The sequence below is a fragment of the Acidiphilium sp. 34-64-41 genome (assembly GCF_002282635.1).
Lineage (GTDB): Bacteria > Pseudomonadota > Alphaproteobacteria > Acetobacterales > Acetobacteraceae > Acidiphilium > Acidiphilium rubrum.
Genome location: NZ_NCJX01000001.1, coordinates 58,011 through 81,485, shown reverse-complemented (window position 1 = coordinate 81,485; position 23,475 = coordinate 58,011). Strand labels below are relative to the sequence as shown.

General features: G+C 62.0%; 14 protein-coding genes, 3 tRNA genes and 1 pseudogene. 16 read left to right on the top strand and 2 right to left on the bottom strand.

Annotated features, from left to right (window positions below; translation table 11 throughout):
• The first annotated feature begins 31 nt into the window (after positions 1–31).
• From B7X49_RS00380 to B7X49_RS00370, 3 genes are all read left to right on the top strand, one after another.
• Positions 32–541: a hypothetical protein gene (locus B7X49_RS00380; protein WP_286702341.1), complete on the top strand. Its 510-nt coding sequence runs from the start codon at positions 32–34 to the stop codon at positions 539–541.
• Between the two features lie 180 nt (positions 542–721).
• Entirely contained in the window at positions 722–2,413 is a 1,692-nt protein-coding gene (locus B7X49_RS00375) for a DEAD/DEAH box helicase (protein ID WP_286702340.1), read from the top strand.
• Between the two features lie 5 nt (positions 2,414–2,418).
• Positions 2,419–3,636, top strand: coding sequence for an acyl-CoA dehydrogenase (locus tag B7X49_RS00370; RefSeq protein WP_286702428.1), 1,218 nt, complete (start codon positions 2,419–2,421; stop codon positions 3,634–3,636).
• A gap of 53 nt (positions 3,637–3,689) precedes the next feature.
• On the opposite strand, the gene B7X49_RS00365 is transcribed toward B7X49_RS00370, so the two are convergent.
• Positions 3,690–4,499: an N-acyl amino acid synthase FeeM domain-containing protein gene (locus tag B7X49_RS00365; protein ID WP_286702339.1), complete on the bottom strand. Its 810-nt coding sequence runs from the start codon at positions 4,497–4,499 to the stop codon at positions 3,690–3,692.
• 181 nt (positions 4,500–4,680) lie between these two features.
• On the opposite strand from B7X49_RS00365, the gene B7X49_RS00360 reads away from it, so the two are divergent.
• Positions 4,681–7,086: a bifunctional diguanylate cyclase/phosphodiesterase gene (locus B7X49_RS00360; protein WP_286837359.1), complete on the top strand. Its 2,406-nt coding sequence runs from the start codon at positions 4,681–4,683 to the stop codon at positions 7,084–7,086.
• On the opposite strand, the gene B7X49_RS00355 is transcribed toward B7X49_RS00360, so the two are convergent.
• Positions 6,980–9,697 (bottom strand): YfhO family protein, encoded by a 2,718-nt coding sequence (locus tag B7X49_RS00355; RefSeq protein ID WP_286702337.1) that lies wholly within the window; start codon positions 9,695–9,697, stop codon positions 6,980–6,982. The two genes, B7X49_RS00360 and B7X49_RS00355, sit on opposite strands and share 107 nt — an antisense overlap.
• Positions 9,698–9,820: 123 nt before the next feature.
• On the opposite strand from B7X49_RS00355, the gene mutS reads away from it, so the two are divergent.
• The 12 genes and pseudogenes from mutS (at position 9,821) to B7X49_RS00295 (ending at position 23,441) form a co-directional block, all read left to right on the top strand.
• Positions 9,821–12,475 carry a DNA mismatch repair protein MutS gene (gene mutS / locus B7X49_RS00350; protein WP_286702336.1) on the top strand — a complete coding sequence of 885 codons (2,655 nt, stop codon included), beginning with the start codon at positions 9,821–9,823 and terminating at the stop codon, positions 12,473–12,475.
• Positions 12,468–15,311 (top strand): [protein-PII] uridylyltransferase, encoded by a 2,844-nt coding sequence (locus tag B7X49_RS00345; RefSeq protein ID WP_286702335.1) that lies wholly within the window; start codon positions 12,468–12,470, stop codon positions 15,309–15,311. Before mutS ends, B7X49_RS00345 begins: the two co-directional genes overlap by 8 nt.
• 180 nt (positions 15,312–15,491) lie before the next feature.
• Positions 15,492–15,573, top strand: a tRNA-Leu gene (locus B7X49_RS00340).
• 90 nt (positions 15,574–15,663) lie between these two features.
• Entirely contained in the window at positions 15,664–16,986 is a 1,323-nt protein-coding gene (gene tig / locus B7X49_RS00335; protein WP_286837326.1) for a trigger factor, read from the top strand.
• Between the two features lie 158 nt (positions 16,987–17,144).
• Positions 17,145–17,807 (top strand): ATP-dependent Clp endopeptidase proteolytic subunit ClpP, encoded by a 663-nt coding sequence (gene clpP, locus B7X49_RS00330; RefSeq protein ID WP_029311289.1) that lies wholly within the window; start codon positions 17,145–17,147, stop codon positions 17,805–17,807.
• Between the two features lie 135 nt (positions 17,808–17,942).
• Positions 17,943–19,199 (top strand): ATP-dependent Clp protease ATP-binding subunit ClpX, encoded by a 1,257-nt coding sequence (gene clpX / locus B7X49_RS00325; RefSeq protein ID WP_029311288.1) that lies wholly within the window; start codon positions 17,943–17,945, stop codon positions 19,197–19,199.
• A gap of 183 nt (positions 19,200–19,382) precedes the next feature.
• Positions 19,383–21,777: pseudogene (gene lon, locus B7X49_RS00320) on the top strand (endopeptidase La).
• Between the two features lie 204 nt (positions 21,778–21,981).
• Positions 21,982–22,245, top strand: a complete 264-nt coding sequence (locus B7X49_RS00315; protein ID WP_029311286.1) for an HU family DNA-binding protein — start codon at positions 21,982–21,984, stop codon at positions 22,243–22,245.
• A gap of 91 nt (positions 22,246–22,336) precedes the next feature.
• Positions 22,337–22,408, top strand: a tRNA-Val gene (locus tag B7X49_RS00310).
• Between the two features lie 124 nt (positions 22,409–22,532).
• Entirely contained in the window at positions 22,533–22,745 is a 213-nt protein-coding gene (locus tag B7X49_RS00305; protein ID WP_029311285.1) for a hypothetical protein, read from the top strand.
• A 55-nt stretch (positions 22,746–22,800) separates the two neighbouring features.
• Positions 22,801–22,877 (top strand) — tRNA-Asp (locus tag B7X49_RS00300).
• 198 nt (positions 22,878–23,075) lie between these two features.
• Complete coding sequence (locus B7X49_RS00295; RefSeq protein ID WP_286702333.1) at positions 23,076–23,441, top strand: NADH-quinone oxidoreductase subunit A; 366 nt, start codon at positions 23,076–23,078, stop codon at positions 23,439–23,441.
• Positions 23,442–23,475 lie beyond the last annotated feature (34 nt).

Genomic DNA, 23,475 nt, shown 5'->3' with positions numbered 1-23,475 from the left:
ACGGCCGGTGCCTTCGGGCGCTTCGAAGCAGATGCGCTCGCGCCAACGCCGGGATTCGCAGCGTTTCGGCGCTGAACCCTACGAGGTCAGCACGTGTATCGCCATGCTGGCCTCGCCGGATCGCACCCGGTTTGGCAGGGTCAATCAAGGCAGTCTGCACGCTTGGCTGCGGGCGCAGTCGTTCGGCCTGCTGGATGCCTGGGCGATGACGCTGGGCGCGGACCAACTGGGTCTCGCTGATCTGATTGCGGTGTTGGCGGCGGCGCGGATCATCGTGATCGATGATCCGGCGCAGGCGGCGTCGCTCGGTTTCTGCGATCCGGGCGCATTGGTGCTTGAGCTTGGGATCGATGGCTGGACCGACTCCGCGATCGGCGCGGTTGCCCGCCTGTTCGGCCTGGAATGGCGATTGATTGCCGCCGGCCCGCCGCGGTATCCGGTAAAAGCGAGGTTGCCGCTCGGGACGCCTCAAATGCTGCGGACCGAGGTGGATATCGGCGCGCTGGATATGGCACTGTCGGACAGTGGAGCGATCGGCTGACGGACACGCTGTTTTTTGCGCGTAGCAAAGGGTACATGCTTTCCGCTTTGCCTCGTCACCGTCCTTCCGAGCGCCCGGCACGGGCCGCGATCTCTTGACTTTTTCATGATTTATCGAGATATGAGTAAACGTTGGCGAGGCAAAACGCGCCGACTCATTCATGCCTGATCCGGTCGTTTCATGAGGCCGGTCGCAGCCCTCTTATCCGAACTGGTCGTCCATTTGCCCGAATCTGAACATTTCGAAGCCTCGATTTCGCAGCCTGCGGATGCTGATGAGCATGCGGCAGCACCCGATGATGCGAACGAAACGCCTGAGAGCGACGCTGTTGTTGAGGCGGCCGGTTTCGCAGCACTCGGCCTGTCCGAGCCGGTTCTGAAGGCGCTGGTCGAGAAAGGCTATCTCTCGCCGACGCCGATCCAGGCACAGGCGATTCCCATGGTGCTGATGGGGCGCGATGTGCTGGGCTGCGCGCAGACCGGCACCGGCAAGACGGCGAGTTTCACTTTGCCGATGCTCGATATTTTATCGGGTTCGCGGGCACGGGCGCGGATGCCCCGGTCGTTGATCCTGGAGCCGACGCGCGAGCTTGCCCTGCAGGTTGCCGAGAACTTCGTTCAGTATGGGAAACACCTGAAGTTGACCCATGCCTTGCTGATCGGCGGCGAGAGCATGGGTGAGCAGCGCGATGTGCTGACCCGCGGCGTCGATGTGCTGATCGCGACACCGGGGCGGCTGATTGATATTTTTGATCGCGGCGGCCTGCTGCTCTCCGATGTGCGGGTGCTGGTGATCGACGAGGCGGACCGGATGCTCGACATGGGCTTTATCCCGGATGTCGAGCGGATCGTGTCGCTTCTGCCCAAGCCGCGCCAGACGCTGTTTTTCTCGGCGACGATGGCGCCCGAAATCAAGCGGCTGGCTGACGCGTTTTTGTGGAACCCAAAGGAAATCACGGTCTCGAAACCGGCGTCGGTTGCGACCACGATTACCGAGGGGCTGTTTCTGGTAGCGACCCAGGACAAGCGCGAGGCATTGCGCCGCCTGGTGGCGACCGAGGATGTGCAGAACGCCCTGGTGTTCTGTAATCGGAAGCGCGATGTCGATATCCTTTATAAGTCATTGACTCGGCACAAGTTTTCTGCCGGCCAGCTGCATGGCGACATGCCGCAATCGGCGCGGTTCGCTACACTCGAGGCGTTCAAGGCCGGCGACATCCGGTTGCTGGTCTGTTCGGATGTGGCGGCGCGCGGTATCGACATCGGTGGTTTGTCGCATGTGTTCAACTTCGACGTACCGCATCATGCCGAGGATTATGTTCATCGTATCGGCCGTACCGGCCGCGCCGGACTTGAGGGGCGCGCCCTGACGCTGGCGACACCGGAAGACCGTCTGGCGGTCGAGGCGATCGAGAAACTGACGGGGCATGCGATACCGCCGCTGGTGGTGGAGGGGCTCGACCCTGTTGAATGGGCGGAGTCGGACAAGCGTGGCCGCCGTCGTGGCCGCACTGCGCCGCCGGCGCCGCCGAAATCTTCGTCGCGTCGGACGGCCTCGGTACCCGCGCCAGAGTCTCGGGCCGCGCCGGAGCGCGACGAAGCACGTCCTGTGGCGCGTGAGAATGTTCGGTCGGCCCGTGGGGCGGGTCGCGATGCGGCGCGTGACGCGCCGCGCGACTTTGGCCGAAACGTCCGGCGTGGGCGGGATGGCGAGACGGGCGAGGAGCGGGGCGTCGTCGTGGGATTTGGCGACGATATTCCCGCTTTCATGCAGATCCGGCGGCGTGCCGGCGCCCCAACGCCCGATCCGATCGAGCCCACCGGTTTCGATGACGACGGCACCGATAATGACGATACGGAGATCGCAGCGTGAACGAGATGCGCAAGCCGGCGGGGCCAGAACCGAAAAATTTGGTGAAAAAGGGTGGATTCACCACGTTTGACTGGTCCGACCCGTTTCACCTCGACACGCAGCTGACCGAGGATGAACGTGCGATTCGCGATGCCGCACACGAATATTGTCAGGAAAAACTGTTCCCGCGCGTGCTGCGTGCGTTTCGCGATGAACAATTCGATCGGGCGATGGTGTCCGAAATGGGCGAGATGGGGTTTCTGGGAGCAACGCTCGCGAGCCATGGCTGCGCTGATGTCTCCTATGTCGCTTACGGTTTGATTTCGCGCGAGGTTGAGCGCGTCGACAGCGGCTATCGCTCGGTGTTTTCGGTGCAGTCTTCGCTGGTGATGTATCCGATCGCGGCGTTCGGGTCGGAGTCGCAGAAAGACAAATACCTGCCGAAACTGCGCAGCGGCGAATGGGTTGGCTGTTTCGGCCTGACTGAGCCGGACGCCGGCTCTGACCCCGGTTCGATGCGGACACGGGCTAGAAAAGTCGACGGCGGCTATTTGCTCAACGGTTCGAAGACCTGGATCAGCAACGCGCCGATTGCGGATGTGGCGTTGGTCTGGGCGAAGGACGACGCGGGGATCATCCGCGGCTTTCTGGTGGACCGGGGTAGCAAAGGGTTCGAGACGCCGAAAATCGAGGGCAAGTTTTCGCTGCGCGCCTCGGTGACCGGCATGCTCATGATGGCCGATGTGTTCGTGCCGGATGACCATATGCTGCCAGGCGTGAAGGGGTTGCGCGGCCCGTTTTCGTGCCTGAACAACGCGCGCTACGGCATTGCGTGGGGCTCGCTGGGGGCTGCCGAGTTCTGCTGGCACGCGGCCCGGCAATATACGCTCGATCGCCAGATGTTCGGCCGACCACTGGCTGGTACGCAACTGGTTCAGAAGAAACTCGCCGATATGCAGACCGAGATTACGCTGGGTTTGCAAGGCGCGCTGCGGCTGGGCCGGTTGCTCGATGCCGGCGAGGCGGCGCCCGAGATGATATCGCTGATGAAGCGCAACAACTGCGGCAAGGCGCTCGATATCGCCAGGCTGTCACGCGACATGCATGGCGGCAATGGCATCGTCGATGAGTATCACGTTATCCGCCACATGATGAATTTGGAGACCGTGAACACCTATGAGGGCGCGCACGACGTGCACGCCCTGATCCTCGGCCGCGCGCAGACCGGATTGTCGGCGTTTTAGCTACCTGCGTGCCGCTGGTTGGCGGCTTTGCATCGGGCGGCCTCGTCGCGGCGTCATGAGCTGAGACGGTGGTCTGATTCGGTCCGTTTGCGGTTGACGACCAGATCCGGGGCCGACGTCGCGTCGCCGTCAAACACTGGTACGCGCTCGCCGGCAATGAGGCCAAGGTAGGTGTCATCCGACAGGGACATTTCTTTCAGCGCCAGCGTCCGGCCGGGGATCCCGCGATGCTCTTCGAGCAGGCACCCCATCAGGACGGTCTGGACATCAAGGCCCGGATAATCCTTCGGCTGCGCGATCTCGCGGAATCCCATGCGCTTGTAAAAGGTGGTGTGGTTTTTGGTTACAGCGGCAAAGATCACATCGGCTTGGAAATGCAGGATCAAGTAACCGGCGACATGGTATAAACCAAGAACAAGAGCGAGGTTTTTAGCGTGGACCGGGCTGCGTGCCAAGCGCGTGATCTCGACGGCATTGGTCCCGTAACCTTGATTGGCCCGCTGCTTGAGGAATGTTTCGATTTCAGTTTTGAACATGGCTGAGGCGGGGAGCTGGCCGCACTCTTCGTCGGAGTTCGAATGGTCCAGCAAGCAAACCCGGACGGAGGCGGCCGGTTGCCCGCCGAGATATATGACCAGTGACCGACTCGATGCCCGGGAATCATGCGAATCGGCAAACAGTTTGACCTCGCGTGGTTGAAGGTAGCCCGCCGCCAGATAGGCGTCGTAACGAAGCCGTTGGGCCTCGTGATAGCCATTTTCGTTGACCACCAGCCGAGCTGTGATACCATCGGATGCTTTGTTATTTTTGACGAGCGGTGCAGCTTCACTCTGCCAGCCAAGCCCGACAATCGATCCGTCCATCGGTAACCTCCGTTTGAAAGATTGGGAAATGAGCAATAAAAAGCGCAGATTAATCAAATGTAAAGAAGGTAAAGTGCTCAATGTCCTGGTTATTTGAATCGAGACTTTTTGTAAGAGATCCCTTTGGAAGAATAAGTTTTTGCGTAAATTATTATATTTTTTTGTACTTTTAAGTAGACGGATGTCGTCCAAGATTTTTTCTTTGGACGTCGTTCCGTCCGAGCTTAGATTGTTGATTTCGCGAGAAAATTTCGGCGTCCGCATCCGATTGACTCGCGGTGCTTGTATACTCGGTGCGACGGTCGCAACTGCGATTGAACTTGAATTTAACAATAAAATTCATCTCCAATATGCTGGATACTATTTTATTGCTTTAATTCTAAATTATTTCATTTTGTTCTTGTTTACAACAATCTGGGTAAATAAAAATACCAGCGATAACTCCTTCATAAAACTAAAATATATTTTCAATCTCTTTATATTTACATTGGGTAGCTTCTGGTCATTCTATTTGGTTTCAATTATCCAAATATCCCCAGCTGCTCAGCAATCGCTGATACTGAGTATCATGATCGGTTTGATATCAACAACGATATCATCGGGACCATTATCATCAACGCTGATGTTTTGGTTGCCGCTGACGATCGGCTTGTTCTGCGCCATCTATGTTTCAGGGCACCTCGATAGTGTGGCATTCGTTGTTTCAATCTCGTGCTACACGTCGCTCGTATTTTTCACGATGGTCTTTTTAAATCGCAAAATGCTCGAGCGGAGCGTGAACGAAATCAATCTGGCGCAGACAGGTGAGACCATTCGCATTCTCCTGCGCGATTTCGAGGAAAATGCCAGCGACTGGCTTTGGGAAACTGATACCAAAGGTGAGATCAAGCATGTCTCGCCCCGGTTCGCCGAAGTGGCGCGCCAGCCTCAATCCGCCATACGGGGCGATTTACTCGCTTTCATGGCGGGCACCGATCAGACTTTACAGCAGGTGCGTCCTGCCGAAGGTGATGTGTTCGAGCCGCTGCGCCGGCGCATGATCACGCGCAAACCGTTCCGCGATATGGTCATGCCGGTCAATATGGGCGGCGAACGCCGCTGGTGGTCGATGACCGGCAAGCCGATCGAGGACTCCAGCGGTCGTTTCATCGGTTATCGTGGCGTCGGCTCGGATGTAACCGCTGTGCATCGCTCGCGCGAGCGAATCGCGTATCTTGCGCGGCACGATAGCCTGACCGATCTCGCCAACCGCACCGAGTTCAACAGCGCGCTAAGTCTGCTGTTGTCCGAGGGCGCTGAGCCGAACGTGGCGCTGCTGTGCCTCGATCTCGATCAGTTCAAGGCGGTGAATGACAGTTATGGCCACGGCCTCGGTGATTCGGTGCTGCGCGCTGTTGCGCATCGCATCCGCGGGGCGATCCGGGATCGCGATGTCGCGGCGCGGCTCGGCGGCGATGAATTCTCGATCCTGCTGCCCGCGGATGATGAGTTCGAGGCGACCGCAATCGCCGACCGGGTCATCGATCGTGTCTCCCGACCCTATAAATTCGACGGCGTTACCGTCGAAATCGGGGTCAGCATCGGCATCGCCCTGGCGCCGCGCGACGGTCGGACGCCGGAAGTGCTCTATCGGAATGCGGACCTCGCCTTGTACCGCGCGAAGGATGCCGGGCGCGGCACTTGGCGATTGTTCGACCCGACGATGGATCGCCAGTTGCAGGACCGCCGTGGGCTGCAACGCGACATCAAGAGTGCGCTGCGCGACGATCAGCTTTTCGTCGAGTTCCAGCCGGTTGTTGCGCTGTCGACTCGGTCGATCGTCGGGCTCGAGGCGCTGGTGCGGTGGAAGCACCCCGATCGGGGGATCATTCCCCCGGGTGAGTTCATCGAAATCGCCGAGCGCACCGGGCTGATCGGCGCGATCACTGCATTCGTGCTGGCCGAATCCGCTGCGCTGGCGGCACAGTTGCCAGGTTTCATGGCAATCGCTGTCAATCTGTCGCCTTTGCACCTGCGCGAAGCGTGGCTCGTTGATCAGGTGTCCGAGATCATCCAACAGGCCGGCGTGGCACCCGACCGGATTGAATTCGAGGTTACCGAGACAGCCGTGCTCGAGACCGAAGGCCGCACGATCGATAATCTGCATCGCTTGCGCGCGCTCGGTTGCCGCATCGCGATTGACGATTTCGGTACCGGCTATTCCTCGCTTGCCACGCTGTCGCGCTTTCCGTTCGACCGGTTGAAGATCGATCGTAGTTTTATCAACGATCTGGAACACAACGCCGCCGATGCACCGATCGTCAAGGCGATCATCGACCTCAGCCAGACCATGGGTCTACGCGTGACCGCCGAAGGCGTAGAAACTGAACGGCAGGCAGCCATTTTGACGCTGTATCAGTGCAACGAAATCCAGGGGTTCCTCTATTCGCCCCCCGTCCTCAAGGCGCAGGTGTTGCAGCTATTCGAATCAGGCCGCACGGTTACCGGTCTGGGCATTGGATGCGTCGAGCCTGAGCCGATTGTGCGGCAAGCAATGCGATCCAGGCGAGCAGAGCAGCCAATGCCGCAGCACAGCTCACTCGAATGAACGGCGGGCGGTAGAAGAACCGTACGCGGCTCGACCCTTCGGGAAGCGGAATCGACTGAAACATTGTCTGGGCTGGCGTGATCGCCACCGAGTGGCCAGCAACGGTGGCGCGCCAACCCGGATAGAACGCTTCCAGCCGCGTTAGCCGCGATGCCGTGGTGCAATCGGCATCCACCGCATCGATACCCAACGGCGTCAGGTGGCAGGCTGGGCCTGCCGTGAACAGGGGGTGCGGATCGGCGAGCCGGTAGATGCGCATCACCCGGTTGTGGAACACGAGGGGCGGCCGGTCGGGCGGTTCCGTCACCAGGCGCAGCAACGGCGCATGCGGCGGCGTGATGCCGCCGATCGCGAGCGCGGGTGGTGCATCGATCCGGAACGAACCCAACCAGAGCGCTACGGCAGACCCGCTCGCATGCGTGAAATGGTATGTCAGCGGCGTATCGTGCGGCACGGCCAGCGGCCGATCGAGCGGGATCGGCAGGTAGTGGTTGTCGCGCGCCGTCGCCAGATCGGCGTGGCCTGTCGCGCAGACTGTGCCGGCGCAGAGTTTTAACCGGAGTACGCCGCGCGCAGCCCCCTGATAGGTGCCGATCAGCGCATCCACCCGATCGATCTGATGCACGGCGACGGTCCCCGCCGGGATGACGCCGTCGAGCACGCCGCCGGCCGCGAGTTGGAACGGCACCTGGCCAACGGTCGTTACCGGCAGGGGTGCCTGCTCGATGAACGGATCCTGACCGGGCGGTGTGAGCACGTATTTGACCCCGATCGCTTGATATGCTGCCAGATGCCGCCGCAGTTCCGCGCTCTGATCGGGTGGGATGACCGAGCGTTGCGGCCGGATGAACACGCCGTTCCGCAATGCGGCGGCGGCGCGCGGTAGCAGAACACAGCCGATGCTGCGGGCTTGCGAGCCGGTGAACATCACGACATCGGCATACGGATCGAGATGGCGGTGTATATAGTCGTTCCAGGCGGCCGGCACGGGCAGCTCGTTCTCATCGATCGCGGCGAGCCCGTAGGCCGCCGGGTAGTTCGGACCGAACGGTTGCAGCGAGTAGAACCGTGCGAGCCCAAGATGGCGCTGCAGATAGGTCACGCCGCGCAGGTCGATCGTGCCGTGGACCGGTGCGGCGAGCTGGCTGAGGCCGGCCGTCGCGAAACCGTCGGTGCCGATGATCGCAGCGAGCATCAGCGCCGCGACTCGGCTGGGGCGGCGGGTCAGCATGAAGCCGGCGCCGATCGCGAGGATCAGCTCAGCGCCGGTGGCCCCGATCGCGAAGCCGGGCATGGCCGTGCCCGGGGCAAACCAGGCGTACAGACTGACCAAGGCCGGCGCCACCGCGATCACCACGATCGCAAGGCTGAGCGCGATCAGGCATCGGATCGCGCGCCGATCCATCGCGCCGCAGGTCTGCCAGGTGTCGACCGTGATCGCGAGCAGCGTGAAACACGCGAGTTCCATCGCGGGGCCGCAGAACCGGACGGCATTGGTTTGGCCCATCAGCGGGATCTGATCGATCAGCCACACCGCCGGCGGAAAACCCCAGATCCGCAGTTGCCAGATCAGGATATAGCCCGCGAGCAGGCGCACCAGACCCTGTCGCCTTCCGGGACGCACGATGGCGGCCAACGCCATACAACTCGCCAGCGGACCGAACCAGCCGCCAAGCTGATTCCAGCAAGACGTGATCAAATTCGACAGGACCGGCGAGACGCCCGCGGGGACGGGTGCGCCGACCGGCCCGTAGATGAAAGGAAACAATTGCAGCGGTGCACCGGGCGGCAGCAGCCAGAGCCAGCTGTATAAATCGGCGTGCTGACCCAGATACGACAGCCGCACATATTGAAAGAACGGCACCACCAAGGGCAGGGTCAGCGCCAGCCCGATCCCGCCGCCGAGCGCAACCTTGCCGGCGAACCGCGCGCGCGCCGCGCCAAGCGTGGCGAACCGCCAGATCGTCCACACCGCTGCAAGCGTCCCGTCGGCATAGGCGACTTCTGGGTAGCCTCCGTAAATCGAATAGGCGAGCGCAAGCGGAATCAGGCCCCAACCCAGGGCGCGACCATCGCGTGCGGCGCGCTGCGCCCGCTCGATGCCGAGCAACAGCAGCGGTGCGAACGGCAGCGGACCCATCACGTGCGGCACCAGAAAGAAGGTTGCCGAGAGCGCGTAGGCGCTTCCGGCGAGGTATGCCGCCAGACGCGTGAACCGGAGTTCAATCAGCAGCGCGTAGAAGAATAGCCCGCACAGGATCTGGATCACGAGTTTGAGAACGAGCCAGCCCTGCCAAAATTTGAGCAAAAGAACGAAGGGCAAGAAAAACGAGAGGGTCTGCATTTCGGCGGCGAGGGGCATACCGACCCCGCTAAAGGGGTTCCACCAGGGTATGCTGCCCGATAGCCAGTCCTTGGCGCTGAGCATGCCGAGCGGTTGCGTGATCAGTCCGATCGTCGGGTCAAGCCATCCCGGTGCGGCGAGCAAGAGCCGGTGGCCCATCGACCGGGTCAGGAACATTGCGAATAGGGCGGGATCATTGTTGATCACGCCAAACAGCACGGGCGCGTTGACCAGGAATGGCAGGATCACCAGGAACGCGACAGGCAAGCGATGCCGACCGAAACACAACCCTCCAGACATTTTAAAGCCCCTCATCGCGCCGTTGTGCCCTGGCGCTCCGTTGCGGGCAATCCGGCTTCGCAGCGCAACCGGCGTCGGCTAGGATGATGTATGATTTCAGATCGCGCCGCGGGCGCAACCCCCGCCATGGCGCAATGGTTCGCGGCGAAGGCCGAATACCCGGACGCGCTGATTTTTTTCCGGATGGGCGATTTTTACGAATTATTCTTCGACGATGCCGAAGCGGCATCCGCGGCGCTCGATATTGCGCTCACCGCCCGCGGCACCCACCAGGGCGAGCCGATCCGGATGTGCGGCGTGCCGGCGGCGCAACGCGATGTCTATCTGACCCGTCTGGTCCGGCGCGGCTTTCGTGTGGCGATTGCCGAGCAGATCGAGGCACCGGCGGCAGCCCGCGCGCGCGCCGCCAAATCATCCGGCGGCAAGGCGCTGATCGAGCGCGCCGTGGTCCGGCTGATCACGCCCGGTACCATCACCGAAGAGGCATTGCTCGAGTCCGGCCGGTCCAGCCTGCTGGTCTCGTTGGCGCATGACGCCAGACAGATCGGTCTCGCATGGATCGACGTCTCGACGGCTTCGTTCGAAACCGCGCTGATCGAGCGCAGTGAGCTGCCGGCATTGCTCGCGCGGCTCGACCCCGCCGAGATTTTGAGCGCGGAGTTGGACGGTCTGGGCGCGCTGGCCGGGCGGCGTGCCGAGGCGGAGGGCTTGCCCGGGCCGGATGCGGCCCGCCGCTACATCGCGCGGCTGTTCGGCGTTGCCTCGCTCGATGCGTTCGGGGCGTTCTCGGATCTCGAGGCGCAGGCGGCGGCGGTGGCGCTGCGCTATGTCGAGCGCAGCCAGGGCGGCAGCCTGCCGCGGATCGGGCATCCGGTCCGCCAGAGCGAGGCCGGGCTGCTGGTGATGGACGCAGCGACGCGCGCCAGCCTCGATCTGTTGCGTACCCGCGATGGCAGCGAGGCGGGCAGCCTGTTCGGCGCGATCCGGCGCACCGTCAGCGCGGCCGGCGCGCGGCATCTGGCCCAATGGATCGCCGGGCCGCTCGATGCGATCGAACCGTTGCGCGCGCGGCAAGCCGGCTGGCAAAGCCTGCTGGTGGTGCCGGATGGCCTGAGCGCGATCCGCACCGCGCTGCGCGGCGTGCCCGATCTGGCCCGCGCCCTCGCGCGGCTCAGCCTGGCCGCCGGCAAATCCGGCCGCCTGGCCCCGCGCGATCTGGCGCAGGTGCGCGATGCGATGGCGGCGGCAGCCGACTTGCGCGCGGCATTGCCGGCCGCCTGTGGCGAAGCGGCGCATCCGCTTGCGGCCGATGCGGCGGCGCTCGATCCATCGGCCGATCTTGCGCAGTTGCTGCGCCGCGCCTTGGTGGACGCCCCGCCGCAACGTGTGGGCGAGGCGCCGTCGATCGCCAGCGGTTTCGATGGCGAACTCGATGCCGAGCGCCGCCTGCGCGACGATACCAGGCAGGTCATCGCCGCCCTGCAGACCGAGCTCGCGATGCGGTATGGCGTTGCCAGCCTGAAAGTGCGGCACCATCATCAACTCGGCTATGTGCTCGAAGCACCGTCGAGCGCGGTCGAAGCGCTGCGCGCCTTTCCCGAACTGGTGCTGCGCCAGGGGCTGGCCGCGGCGGCGCGGTTCACCCAACCCGAACTCTCCGATCTCGATCGTCGGATCGCCGAGGCGCATGATCGCGCGGCGGCGCGTGAGGCGTTGATACTCGATCATCTGCTGCGCCAGGTCATTGCACGCGAGGATGCTCTGGCCGCCTGTGCCGCCGCGTTGGCCCGGCTCGATGCGCTGCAATCGGCCGCCAGCCTGGCGCAATCCGGACGCTGGAACGCGCCCAGCCTGACCACGGATCATGATTTCATGATCGAAGCCGGCCGCCATCCGGTCGTAGAGGCGGCGCTGCCGCCCGGGGCGCGCTACATCGCCAACGATGCGGATTTATCGCCCGACCGCCGGCTGATGCTGCTCACCGGGCCCAATATGGCCGGGAAATCGACATTCCTGCGCCAGAACGCCCTGATGATCGTGCTCGCCCAGGCCGGCTTGCCCGTACCGGCGGCCTCAGCGCGGATCGGGTTGGTCGATCGTCTGTTCTCACGCGTCGGCGCGGCGGATGATCTGGCGGCCGGGCGCTCGACCTTCATGGTCGAAATGATCGAAACCGCCGCCATTTTGCATCAGGCCGGCCCGCGCAGCTTCGTGATCATCGATGAGATCGGCCGGGGTACCGGCACGCGCGATGGTCTCGCGATCGCGCAGGCGGTGCTGGAGGCGTTGCACGGCCAGATCCGGTGCCGAACCATTTTCGCGACACATTTTCATGATCTGGTTCAGCTGGGTGCGGCGCTGCCACGGCTGCGCCCCTGCACAATGCGGGTGAAATCATGGCGCGGCGAGGTGGTGTTTTTGCATGAGGTAATCGAAGGTGCTGCGGAGCGCAGCTGGGGTGTGCATGTCGCGAAGCTCGCCGGTGTGCCGGACGGCGTGGTGCGCAGGGCCGATATGCTGTTGCGCGCGGCCGAGCGCTCACGCCCTGGCGATCAGGCGCTGCCGCTGTTTGTGGGGCTCGAACCGGCACCGCCCCCTGTGGTTGAGGAGGCTTCGATCTGGCGTGACGCGCTGGCCGCCGCGGCGCCCGATCAACTGACGCCGCGCCAGGCGCTCGACCTGATTTATGCGTGGCGACGAAAGTTTCTTGGCGATGGCCCGCAAGGCGCGGTAGAGAATGAATGACATGTCAGATCTCATCAACCAGCCCCGCTTCGCCTCGGGTGGCCTGCCGCACTCTCAAAGCGACACGAACGGCGCTGCGCGCGATGACGCACCAGTTGACCGACCCGATATCGCTGCCGCCCTGCAGTCGCTGATCCCGCAGGGGACGACGCCGCCGCGCGATGCGGCGCTCGGCCTGTTTCGCCGCCAACTCGGCCGGTTGCAGGCCCATGTGCAGACCCGGTTCGAGCGCGGTGACCTTGGCGGCCTCGTCGCGGCAAGGCTGCTTTCCGGCTTGATGGACGAGTTTATTGCGGCGCTGATCGGGTATGCGCTGGCGTTGCTGCCGATCGAGCCGGACGACCGGCTCGCCGTCGCCGCAACCGGCGGCTACGGTCGCGCCACGCTTGCGCCGTTCAGCGACATCGATCTGCTGTTCCTGACCGACCATGAGCCTTCGGCGCGGGTCGAACGCGCGGTCGAGTTCATCCTGTACTTCCTGTGGGATCTGGGCCTCAAGGTCGGTCACGCCACGCGCTCCACCGCCGATTGCCTGACCGAGGCGCAAGGCGACATCACGATCCGCACCTCGCTGCTCGATGCCCGCTGCATCGCCGGCGATCGCGCCCTGTTCGCGCATTTCCAGATCGCCTTCCGCGCCGATTGCGCCGAGGGCAGCCCGGCCGGCTATATCGCCGCGAAGCAGGAAGAGCGCGCGGCAAGGCACAAGCGGTTCGGCGACACGCCCTTCATGGTCGAGCCCAACATCAAGGAAGGCAAGGGCGGCCTGCGCGACCTTCAGACGCTGTACTGGGTTGCCCGCTACGTGTTCGGCACCTTCGCAATGACCGAGCTGGTGGGCCCGACCGCGCCCGGCGGCGGTATTCTCAGCGAAACCGAGGCGCGGGCCTGCAAACGGGCGTGGGATTATCTGTGGACCGTGCGGTTTCACCTTCATTACGTCGCGGGCCGCGCCGAGGAGCGCCTCACCTTCGATCTGCAGCCGGTGATCGGCGCGCGCATGGGCTACACGCGTCACGGCCGGCAGGACGGCGTGGAACGTTTCATGCGCCACTATTTCCTGGTGGTTCGCGAGGTTGCGCGTGTTACCGGCGTGCTGGAACCCGCGGTCATCCGCGCAGCCCTTGGGCCACCCGCAATTGCGGCGGCGACCGATTCGGAACTGGCCGATGCCGGCTTCGTCCTCGCCGACGGCAGGATTTTGTTCGCGCCGGGCCGCGAGCCGATGGCCGAGCCGCTGCAATTGTTCCGTATTCTGCGCTTTGCGCGCGACCGCGCGCTGGCGCTGCACCCGCTGGCTTTGCGCGCAATGATCCGCGGTGCGCGACGAACCGCCGAGTTGCGCGGCAATCCGGCCGCGGCGGCGTTGTTTCTTGATCTGCTGTGCGGCGCGACCGAACCCGCCTCCGATGGTGCGACCTGGCTGACCATCCTCAACGAAACCGGCGCCCTGGGGCGCTATCTGCCCGACTGGCGCCGCATCGTCGGCCAGATGCAGTTCGATTCCTATCATGTCTACACGGTCGACATGCATACGATCCACGCGATCAGCGTGCTCAACGCGGTTGAGCGGGGGGATCTGTCGGAAACGCTGCCGGTCGCCAGCGGCATCGCGCAGCATCTGCAATCCCGCCGCGCCTTGTATGTCGCGCTGCTCATCCACGATATCGCGAAGGGCAGGGGGGGCGACCATTCCGAAATCGGCGCCGAACTCGCCCTGAGCATCGGCCCGGCGCTGGGTCTCGAGCCTGAGGAGACCGAAATGGTCTCCTGGTTGGTGCTGCATCACCTGCTGCTGAGCCAGACCGCGTTTTCCCGCGATATCGATGACCCGAAGACCATTCTCGATGTGGCGGATGTGGTGCAGTCGCCCGAACGCCTCCGCCTGCTCCTGATCCTGACCTGCGCAGATATCCGCGCCGTGTCGCCCAAGGTGTGGAACGGTTGGAAGGCCACCTTGCTGCGCGAAATTTACGCCCGTGTCGCCGAGGTGCTCGAAGGCGGGCTGGCCACCACCGAGCGGGATGTTCGGGTCGCTCGCGTCAAGCAAATGGTCGGTGAATCGCTCGCCGATTGGTCGGCCGCCGATCGCGAGCAGTTTCTGGGCATGGGCTATCCCGGCTATTGGCTGGGCTTCGACCCTGACAGCATCGCCCGCCATGGCCGCCTGATCCGCGATGCCCGCATTCGCAACCTGCCGCTGGTGGTGGCAACGATCCCCCTGCCAGCCCGTGCCGTGACCGAGGTCGTGGTCTATACCGCCGATCATGCAGGTCTATTCAGCCGGATCGCCGGGGCGCTCGCGGTCGCCGGCGCTTCGATCGTCGATGCGCGTATCCACACGATGACCGATGGCATGGCACTCGATACGTTCTGGATCCAGGATGCCGGGGGCGGACCGCTCGATGCGCCACACCGGCTAGCGCGCGTCTCCGCTCTGATTGAACAGGTGCTGTCCGGCCGGTTGCGGCTTTCAGCCGAAATTCGCAAGGCCGGCCGCACCGTGGTGGGCGGGCGGATGCGTGCGATCCATGTGCCGCCGCGTGTGGTGGTCGATAACAGCGCATCGAATCGCCATACCGTGATTGAGGTAAACGGCCGCGACCGGCCTGGACTGCTGCACGATGTCACGGCGGCGATCAGCGGGCAGGGGCTGCAGATCGCCTCGGCCCACATCACTACATACGGCGTTCGCGCGGTCGACGTGTTCTACGTCAAGGACGTGTTTGGCCTGAAGGTGGAAAACGAACGCAAACTGGCCCAGTTGCGCAGCGCGCTGATTGCCTCGCTGGCCGACCGGCCGGAGGATGCAGCGCGCGATCGCGCAGCAGTTTAAACGGAGCGAACGAAGGTGGCGCGGCTCTGTTTCGCGTCACACCAACGAACCGCCCGCTTGCCTCATGCGCGCGGGCGCTCGCTCGGTCATCCCCTGCTTGTCGAATGTGCCAATCCGCGCTAGGTGCCGCCGCTGTACTCCTGCGTCCGTCTGGGCGCGGGGCGATGAGTTTGGCTAGGCGCGGGCGTGGTGGAATTGGTAGACACGCCAGATTTAGGTTCTGGTGGCGTGAGCTGTGGGGGTTCAAATCCCTCCGCCCGTATGAATGAAGGCTCCGCAAGGTGCTGCGATACCGAGGCCGTGGTTCATCGCGGCGATCACAAGATGGCGTAACGTAAGGATTTTGTTGGACATGCAGGTTACCGAAACGCTGACCGATGGGCTGAAGCGCAACTTCACCGTGGTCATTCCCGGCAGCGATTTGAGCGAAAAGCGCGACAAGCGCCTCGCCGAATTGTCAAAGACGATGCAGATGCCGGGGTTTCGTCCGGGCAAGGTGCCGCTGTCGATGGTGCGCAAGCGCTTCGGCGAGGCCGTCGCCGCCGAGGTGCTCGAAGCCTCGGTGAACGATGCCACCGATAAAATGATGGCCGAGCGCAGTCTGCGCCCCGCGGTGTCGCCCAAGGTTGAAGTCGTCAACGCTGGCACCGAGGCCGATCTTGAGTTCAAGATCGAAATGGAAGTACTGCCGGACGTGACGCTGCCCGACCTCAAATCGCTGACGCTGACCCGTCCGGTCGCGCCGGTTACCGATGCCGAAGTCGACGAGGCGATTGCCAAATTCGCCGATCAGCGCGCGACTCTGGTGCCCGTTGAAGAGGTTCGCCCGGCAGTGAGCGGAGATGTCGTGACGGTCGATTTCCTGGGCAAGCTCGAGGGCACGCCGTTCGACGGCGGGGCCGCGCAGGATTCTGACGTTGAAATCGGTGGTTCCGGCTTCATTCCCGGATTCGCCGAGCAGATCGAGGGCATGTCGGTCGGCGAGGAGAAAGTCATCAATGTGACGTTCCCGACCGAATATCATGCCGCCAATTTGGCGGGCAAAGATGTCACGTTCGACATCACGGTGAAGGCGTTGAAACAGAAGACCCCGGTCGTGATCGACGATGCGTTCGCCGAGACCAACGGCTTTGAAACTCTCGAGGAATTCCGTAAATTCTTCAAGGATCGGCTCGAACAGCAGCGCTCCGGCGCCAGCCGCATGAAGGTGAAGCGCGCCCTGCTCGATGAACTTGCCAAGCAGGCCGATTTTGCCGCGCCGGAAACCTTGGTTGAGGCGGAATTCGCCGAAATCTGGCGCCAGGTCGAGGCCGAACGGGCCGGCGGACGGCTCGATGCGGAAGATGCCGCCAAGGACGAAGAGACATTGCGCGCCGAATATCGCGCCATCGCGGATCGACGGGTACGACTCGGCCTTCTCGTTGCCGAGATCGGCCGCAGCACCAATGTTCAGGTAACAGAGCAGGACCTGCGTCGCGCGATGATTAACGAAATGCAGCAATTCCCTGGCCAGGAAAAGATGATCATCGATTTCTACCAGAAAAATCCCCGCGCGATGGATCGTCTGCGCGGGCCGATTTTTGAGGATAAAGTGGTGGATCACGCGCTCGAACTCGCCACCGTGACCGACCAGGAAGTCACGACCGAGGTGTTGTTCGCCGACGACGAAGAGTGATCCGCCCCAGCATGGGGGGTTTACGACAGCCCGATCTCGGCTCATCTTAAAAACCTGCGATCATGGTTCCGGCCTCGGTGAGGCGGAACCACGACCGGCAGGAGTGGATTTTCATGCGGGCGCGGTCATCCCGGCCCGCGACCAGGAGACAGACGCCGATGGACCGCGATCCGACCGAATACTACATGAACAGCCTGGTGCCGATGGTCGTCGAACAGACCGCCCGCGGTGAACGCTCCTACGATATTTTCTCGCGCCTGCTCAAAGAGCGTATCATTTTCCTCACCGGCACCGTCTACGACCAGGTCGGCTCACTGATCTCGGCGCAGTTGCTGTTTCTGGAGAGTGAAAACCCGTCGAAGGATATTTCCTTCTATATCAATAGTCCGGGCGGCGTTGTTTCGGCCGGCCTCGCGATTTATGACACGATGCAATACATCAAATCGCCGGTTTCGACGGTGTGTATCGGTCAGGCGGCATCGATGGGCAGCCTGCTGCTCGCCGCAGGCGAGAAGGGCAAGCGCTACGCTCTGCCGAATTCACGCATCATGGTGCATCAGCCCTCGGGTGGCGCCCAGGGGCAGGCCGCCGATATCGAAATTCAGGCCCGCGAGATCCTGACGCTGCGCCGGCGCCTGAACGATATCTATGTGACGCACACGGGTCAGACGCTCGAGGATATCGAGAGCGCGCTGGAGCGTGACCGCTTCATGTCGGCCGATGAGGCGAAGGTTTTCGGCCTGGTGGATGAGGTGATGGCGCATAAACCCACCGGCCCGTCCGACTCCGCAAGCAAGGATGCCAAGAAAGAGGCGGCCTGATCGCGCATTGCTGACGCGGCTGTGTTGCATTCCTGCGACACGCCGCATCAGAATGCTTGTATGATCCCGAGTTGGGGTCTAGTCTTCCCGCGATGATTAAAGCGCCACACTTCCTGGGGCGCTGCTGGAGCGTCGATGAGCACTAAGTCCGGAGATTCGAAGAACACATTATATTGCTCGTTCTGCGGCAAGTCGCAGCATGAAGTGATCAAGCTGATCGCGGGACCGACCGTATTCATCTGCAATGAATGCGTCGAACTGTGCATGGATATCATTCGCGAGGACAACCGGACGCACCTGGTCAAAACCCGCGACGGCGTCCCGACGCCGCGCGAGATCTGCAAGGTGCTCGATGACTATGTGATCGGCCAGGACCAGGCGAAGAAGGTTCTGAGCGTCGCGGTCCACAACCATTACAAGCGTCTGGCCCACGCCCAGAAGAACAACGACATCGAGATCGCCAAGTCGAACATTCTGCTGCTCGGCCCGACCGGTTCCGGCAAAACCCTGCTGGCACAGACTCTGGCGCGGATTCTCGATGTTCCGTTCACCATGGCGGATGCGACCACGCTGACCGAAGCGGGTTACGTGGGTGAGGATGTCGAGAACATCATCCTCAAGCTGCTGCAGGCGGCGGACTACAATGTCGAGCGGGCGCAGCGCGGCATCGTCTATATTGATGAAGTCGACAAGATCAGCCGCAAATCGGACAATCCCTCAATTACCCGGGATGTATCGGGCGAGGGTGTGCAACAGGCCCTGTTGAAAATCATGGAAGGCACCGTTGCCTCGGTGCCGCCGCAGGGCGGGCGCAAGCACCCGCAGCAGGAATTCCTCCAGGTCGATACCACCAACATCCTGTTCATCTGCGGCGGTGCCTTTTCCGGCCTCGAAAAGATCATTTCCCAGCGCGGCAAGGGGTCGGGCATCGGCTTCGGTGCCGATGTGCGCGATCCGAGTGAGCGGCGCACGGGGGCGGTGCTGCGCGAGGTTGAGCCTGAGGATCTGCTCAAGTTCGGCCTGATCCCCGAGTTCATCGGTCGTCTACCGGTCGTCGCCACGCTCGAGGATCTGGACGAGGTGGCGTTGATCGAGATTTTGAGCAAGCCGAAGAATGCGTTGGTCAAGCAATATGGCCGGTTGTTCGAGATGGAAGGCGTCAAGCTCAATTTCACCGAAGACGCGCTCCGCGTCGTCGCCTCACGCGCCATTCAGCGCAAGACCGGCGCCCGCGGTCTGCGGTCGATCATGGAGCAGATCTTGCTGGCCACCATGTTCGATCTTCCGGGGCTCGACAGTGTCGAAGAGGTGGTGATCAATGGCGAGGTGGCCGAAGGTCGGGCCGAGCCACTGTTCATCCACGGCAAAGAACGGGCCGAGACCGCTTCTTGATCGGTAAGCCGGCTGTCCAGCACCGGTACGTCGACGGCAATGGGCCGGCATGCGGGGCCCGGCGAGGTGAATGCTGTTGCGTTAACGAAAACCTAACCCCATATCGCCTATGTGGCCGGATCAACCGGCACCGTTCCCTGTGCCGCAGTCGGGCAGGGATCGTGGCTTACGAAAGGTAGTCTGATGTCAGAGACCAATCCCAAGAAAACCAAGCCTGCGGGTGCGAAAGCAAAGCTGCCCGTGGTGATCGCCGGTGAAGCGCTGTCGGTGTTGCCGTTGCGCGATATCGTTGTGTTTCCTCATATGATCGTGCCGCTGTTCGTCGGCCGTGAAAAATCGGTCCGCGCTCTCGAGGGCGTGATGAAGGAGGACAAGCAGATCCTCCTGGTTGCCCAGCGTAATGCGCAGCAGGACGATCCCGCTGCGTCCGACATCTACGACGTCGGCACTGTGTCCACAGTGTTGCAATTGCTGAAACTGCCGGACGGCACGGTCAAGGTGCTGGTCGAGGGTGTGCGTCGGGCTCGGATCACCGGCTACAACGAAATCGACAGCCATTTCGAGGTTCTGGCCGAGACGCTCGACGATATCGTCGATCACTCCAAGGAAACTGAGGGGCTGGCGCGCGGCGTGGTGACCCAGTTCGAGCAATATATCAAGCTGAACAAAAAGATCGCGCCGGAGGTGCTGGTATCGATCAACCAGATCGACGATTCCTCGAAGCTGGCCGATACGATTGCGAGCCATCTCGGCCTGAAGATTTCCGACAAGCAGGAATTGCTGGAAACCGCCTCGGTCGCCGAGCGGCTTGAGCGCGTGTTCGCCCATATGGAAGCCGAAATCGGTGTTCTGCAGGTCGAAAAGCGCATCCGCAACCGGGTCAAGCGCCAGATGGAGAAGACCCAGCGCGAATATTACCTCAACGAGCAACTCAAGGCGATCCAGAAGGAATTGGGCGAGGGCGAGGAAGGCAAGGACGAAACCGCCGAGCTCGAGGAAAAGATCAAGACGCTCAAGCTGACCAAGGAAGCCCGTGAAAAGGCGACCGCCGAGCTGAAAAAACTCAAGACGATGAGCCCGATGAGCGCGGAAGCGACCGTCGTGCGCAACTATCTCGACTGGTTGCTGGACATCCCGTGGAAAAAGCGTGCGAAGATCAAGAACGACGTGATCGAGGCCGAGCGGGTGCTCGACGGCGATCATTACGGGCTTGAGAAGGTCAAGGAACGCATCATCGAGTATCTGGCCGTGCAGTCGCGCAGTCCGAAGCTGCGCGGGCCGATTCTGTGCCTGGTCGGGCCTCCTGGTGTCGGCAAAACCTCGCTCGGCAAGTCGATCGCGAAAGCGACGGGGCGTAATTTCGTGCGGATGTCGCTGGGCGGCATGCGCGATGAGGCGGAAATCCGCGGTCATCGCCGGACCTATATCGGCTCGATGCCCGGTAAGGTCATTCAGGGCATGAAGAAGGCAAAAACTTCCAACCCGTTGTTCCTGCTCGATGAAATCGACAAGCTCGGCGCAGATTGGCGGGGCGATCCGACCTCGGCCTTGCTCGAAGTACTCGATCCCGAACAGAACGCGACGTTCAATGATCACTATCTGGAGGTCGATTACGATCTGTCGGACGTGATGTTCGTGACCACGGCCAATTCCCTGCGGATGCCGCAACCGCTGCTCGACCGCATGGAGATCATTCGCATCCCCGGCTATACCGAGGATGAAAAGGTCGAGATCGCGAAGCGCCATCTGGTCGAAAAACAGGCCGAAGCGCATGGGCTGAAGCAAGGCGAGTGGTCGGTCTCGGATGACGCGATACGCGAATTGATCCGCGCGCAAATCGGTCAAGGAAATCGTCACCAAGAAAGTGACCAAGGTAGCTGTGACCGCGAAGAATCTCGAAGCGTTTGCCGGTGTGCCGCGATTCCGCTTCGGCGAGACCGAGGCGGAGGATATGGTGGGTGTCGTGACCGGCCTTGCCTGGACCGAAGTGGGCGGCGAAATTCTGACGATCGAAAGCGTGCTGCTGCCCGGCAAGGGCAATGTCAAGCAGACCGGCAAGCTCGGCGATGTGATGCAGGAGAGTGTTTCGGCCGCGATTTCCTACATCCGGTCACGCTCGATCAGCTTCGGCATCAAGCCGCCACTGTTCGAGAAACGTGACATTCATGTGCATGTTCCGGAAGGTGCCACCCCCAAGGATGGTCCGTCCGCCGGCATTGCCATGGCCGTGTCGATTATTTCTGCCTTGACCGGCGTGCCGGTGCGCAAGGATATCGCCATGACCGGCGAAATCACGCTGCGCGGCAGGGTTTTGCCGATCGGCGGGTTGAAGGAGAAGCTGCTGGCTGCCCTGCGTGCTGGCATCACCACGGTCCTGATTCCGAAGGACAACGAGAAAGATCTTGCCGAGATTCCAGACAATGTCAAAAAATCGTTGAAAATCATCCCTGTATCCCATGTGGATGACGTGATTGCGCAAGCGTTGGTGCGGAAGCTCGAACCGATCGAGTGGGAAGAGCCGGTCGAGCCGATCGCGCAGCGCCCAGCCGAGACTGTCGGGACCGCATTGCCACATTGAGCTAGGCGCATGAAAGCCAGCAAAAAAAGCTGGCTTAAATGACTGTCATGGGGCCGGTTTCTGCTTCGTCTTCGTTGACGAGTGTGAACCGGCCCTTCTAGTGTGCGACCACCGAATCGGACGCAGTACATCATGGGCAGGGCTACTCCTGCCCGGTCAGAGTGCTGTTTAATTTTACAACTGGGAGACCACCCCGTGAATAAAATGGATCTAGTCGCCGACGTGGCGGAACAGACCGATCTTTCCAAAGCCAAGGCGACCGAGGTCGTCGACGCTGTGTTCGCCGCTATCGAATCTGCATTGAAGCAGAAGCAGGAAGTGCGCCTGGTGGGCTTTGGAACGTTCGGCACTGCTGAGCGCAAGGCCGGCATCGGCCGTAATCCGCGCACCGGCGAAGAAATCAAAATCCCAGCGTCGACATCCGTGCGGTTTAAGCCCGGCAAGACCCTGAAAGACGCTGTCAACTAATCGGATAACTTCTGGCTGGATAAGCCGGCAGTCCTAATTCTATGCTCACGAAGTCAAAACGGCGGCGCTGCACTCAGCAGGCCGTCTTTTCGGGCGGTTAGCTCAGCGGTAGAGCGTCTCGTTTACACCGAGAGGGTCGGCGGTTCGATCCCGTCACCGCCCATACGATTATTGTTACTCCTTGACATATCTGGACTCAGCCTGACGCATCGTTCATCTTCCGGATGGATGCGAGAAAGGTTGCATCCCCATCTCTCCATCGTGATCAACTCAATGGAGGATTCCATATGCTGAAAACCATCAAACCGCTGCTGGCCCTGGGACTCGTTCTCGGGTTGGCCGCTTGCGGCAACACGCCCGGTAGCCGCGCGTTAAGCGGGGGTGTGCTCGGTGCCGGTGCAGGCGCGGGCATTTCCGCCCTTACTGGCGGTAAGCCTGCTACCGGTGCTCTGATCGGCGGCGGTGCCGGCGCCATCGGTGGTGCGGTCACCGCGCCGTAAGTTTCCGGTCCCGCTTGACGCCTCCAGGTCGGCGCGTTACGAGCACGCCAACGACGCGGGTGTAGCTCAGTTGGTTAGAGCGCCGGCCTGTCACGCCGGAGGTCGCGGGTTCGAGCCCCGTCACTCGCGCCAGTTTTTGGTTTAGTGACAACTATCTTTTGCTTAATGCTGATGGATCACGTTCGGAGGAAGGACGTATCGATGCGCGCAAGCGGGCTTGACCTGTTGCATGCGCGATACGACAAGTGGAAAGCAGACGATGCTGGGCGTCGGTAATCGCGCGTTAGGCGATACGGGCGTAATCTTGGGGCATGACAAAGGCGGACCGCGATGCAGCCGAGCTTGATGAACTATTTTCCGATCCTGGTTTTCCTCGGCATTGCGGGCTTGATTGGCGCGGCGTTCGTGATCGGCTCCCTGCTGGTGGCCCGGCAGAATCCCTACGGCGAAAAACTCAGCGCTTACGAATGCGGGTTCGAGCCGTTCGGCGATGCCCGCCGCAAATTCGACGTTCGCTATTACCTGGTCGCCATCCTGTTCATTATTTTCGATGTCGAGGTTGCGTTCCTGTTTCCCTGGGCCGTGAGCCTGTCGCATATCGGCATGCTCGGCTTCTGGTCGATGACGGGGTTCCTCGCAATTCTCGTGGTCGGGTTTATCTATGAATGGCGCAAGGGCGCTCTCGACTGGGAATAGACGGTCGGCAATAAGCCCAGACGCTCCACGCCAC

Excerpts from the sequence above, each read along its gene's own strand:
- mutS (WP_286702336.1), top strand. The coding sequence starts at position 9,821 with ATGATTTCAGATCGCGCCGCGGGCGCAACCCCCGCCATGGCGCAATGG.
- B7X49_RS00380 (WP_286702341.1), top strand. The coding sequence starts at position 32 with ATGCGCTCGCGCCAACGCCGGGATTCGCAGCGTTTCGGCGCTGAACCC.
- B7X49_RS00295 (WP_286702333.1), top strand. The coding sequence starts at position 23,076 with ATGCAGCCGAGCTTGATGAACTATTTTCCGATCCTGGTTTTCCTCGGC.
- B7X49_RS00375 (WP_286702340.1), top strand. The coding sequence starts at position 722 with ATGAGGCCGGTCGCAGCCCTCTTATCCGAACTGGTCGTCCATTTGCCC.
- B7X49_RS00345 (WP_286702335.1), top strand. The coding sequence starts at position 12,468 with ATGAATGACATGTCAGATCTCATCAACCAGCCCCGCTTCGCCTCGGGT.
- B7X49_RS00365 (WP_286702339.1), bottom strand. The coding sequence starts at position 4,499 with ATGGACGGATCGATTGTCGGGCTTGGCTGGCAGAGTGAAGCTGCACCG.
- B7X49_RS00305 (WP_029311285.1), top strand. The coding sequence starts at position 22,533 with ATGCTGAAAACCATCAAACCGCTGCTGGCCCTGGGACTCGTTCTCGGG.
- clpP (WP_029311289.1), top strand. The coding sequence starts at position 17,145 with ATGGACCGCGATCCGACCGAATACTACATGAACAGCCTGGTGCCGATG.
- B7X49_RS00360 (WP_286837359.1), top strand. The coding sequence starts at position 4,681 with ATGTCGTCCAAGATTTTTTCTTTGGACGTCGTTCCGTCCGAGCTTAGA.
- B7X49_RS00315 (WP_029311286.1), top strand. The coding sequence starts at position 21,982 with ATGGATCTAGTCGCCGACGTGGCGGAACAGACCGATCTTTCCAAAGCC.
- clpX (WP_029311288.1), top strand. The coding sequence starts at position 17,943 with ATGAGCACTAAGTCCGGAGATTCGAAGAACACATTATATTGCTCGTTC.
- B7X49_RS00370 (WP_286702428.1), top strand. The coding sequence starts at position 2,419 with ATGCGCAAGCCGGCGGGGCCAGAACCGAAAAATTTGGTGAAAAAGGGT.
- tig (WP_286837326.1), top strand. The coding sequence starts at position 15,664 with ATGCAGGTTACCGAAACGCTGACCGATGGGCTGAAGCGCAACTTCACC.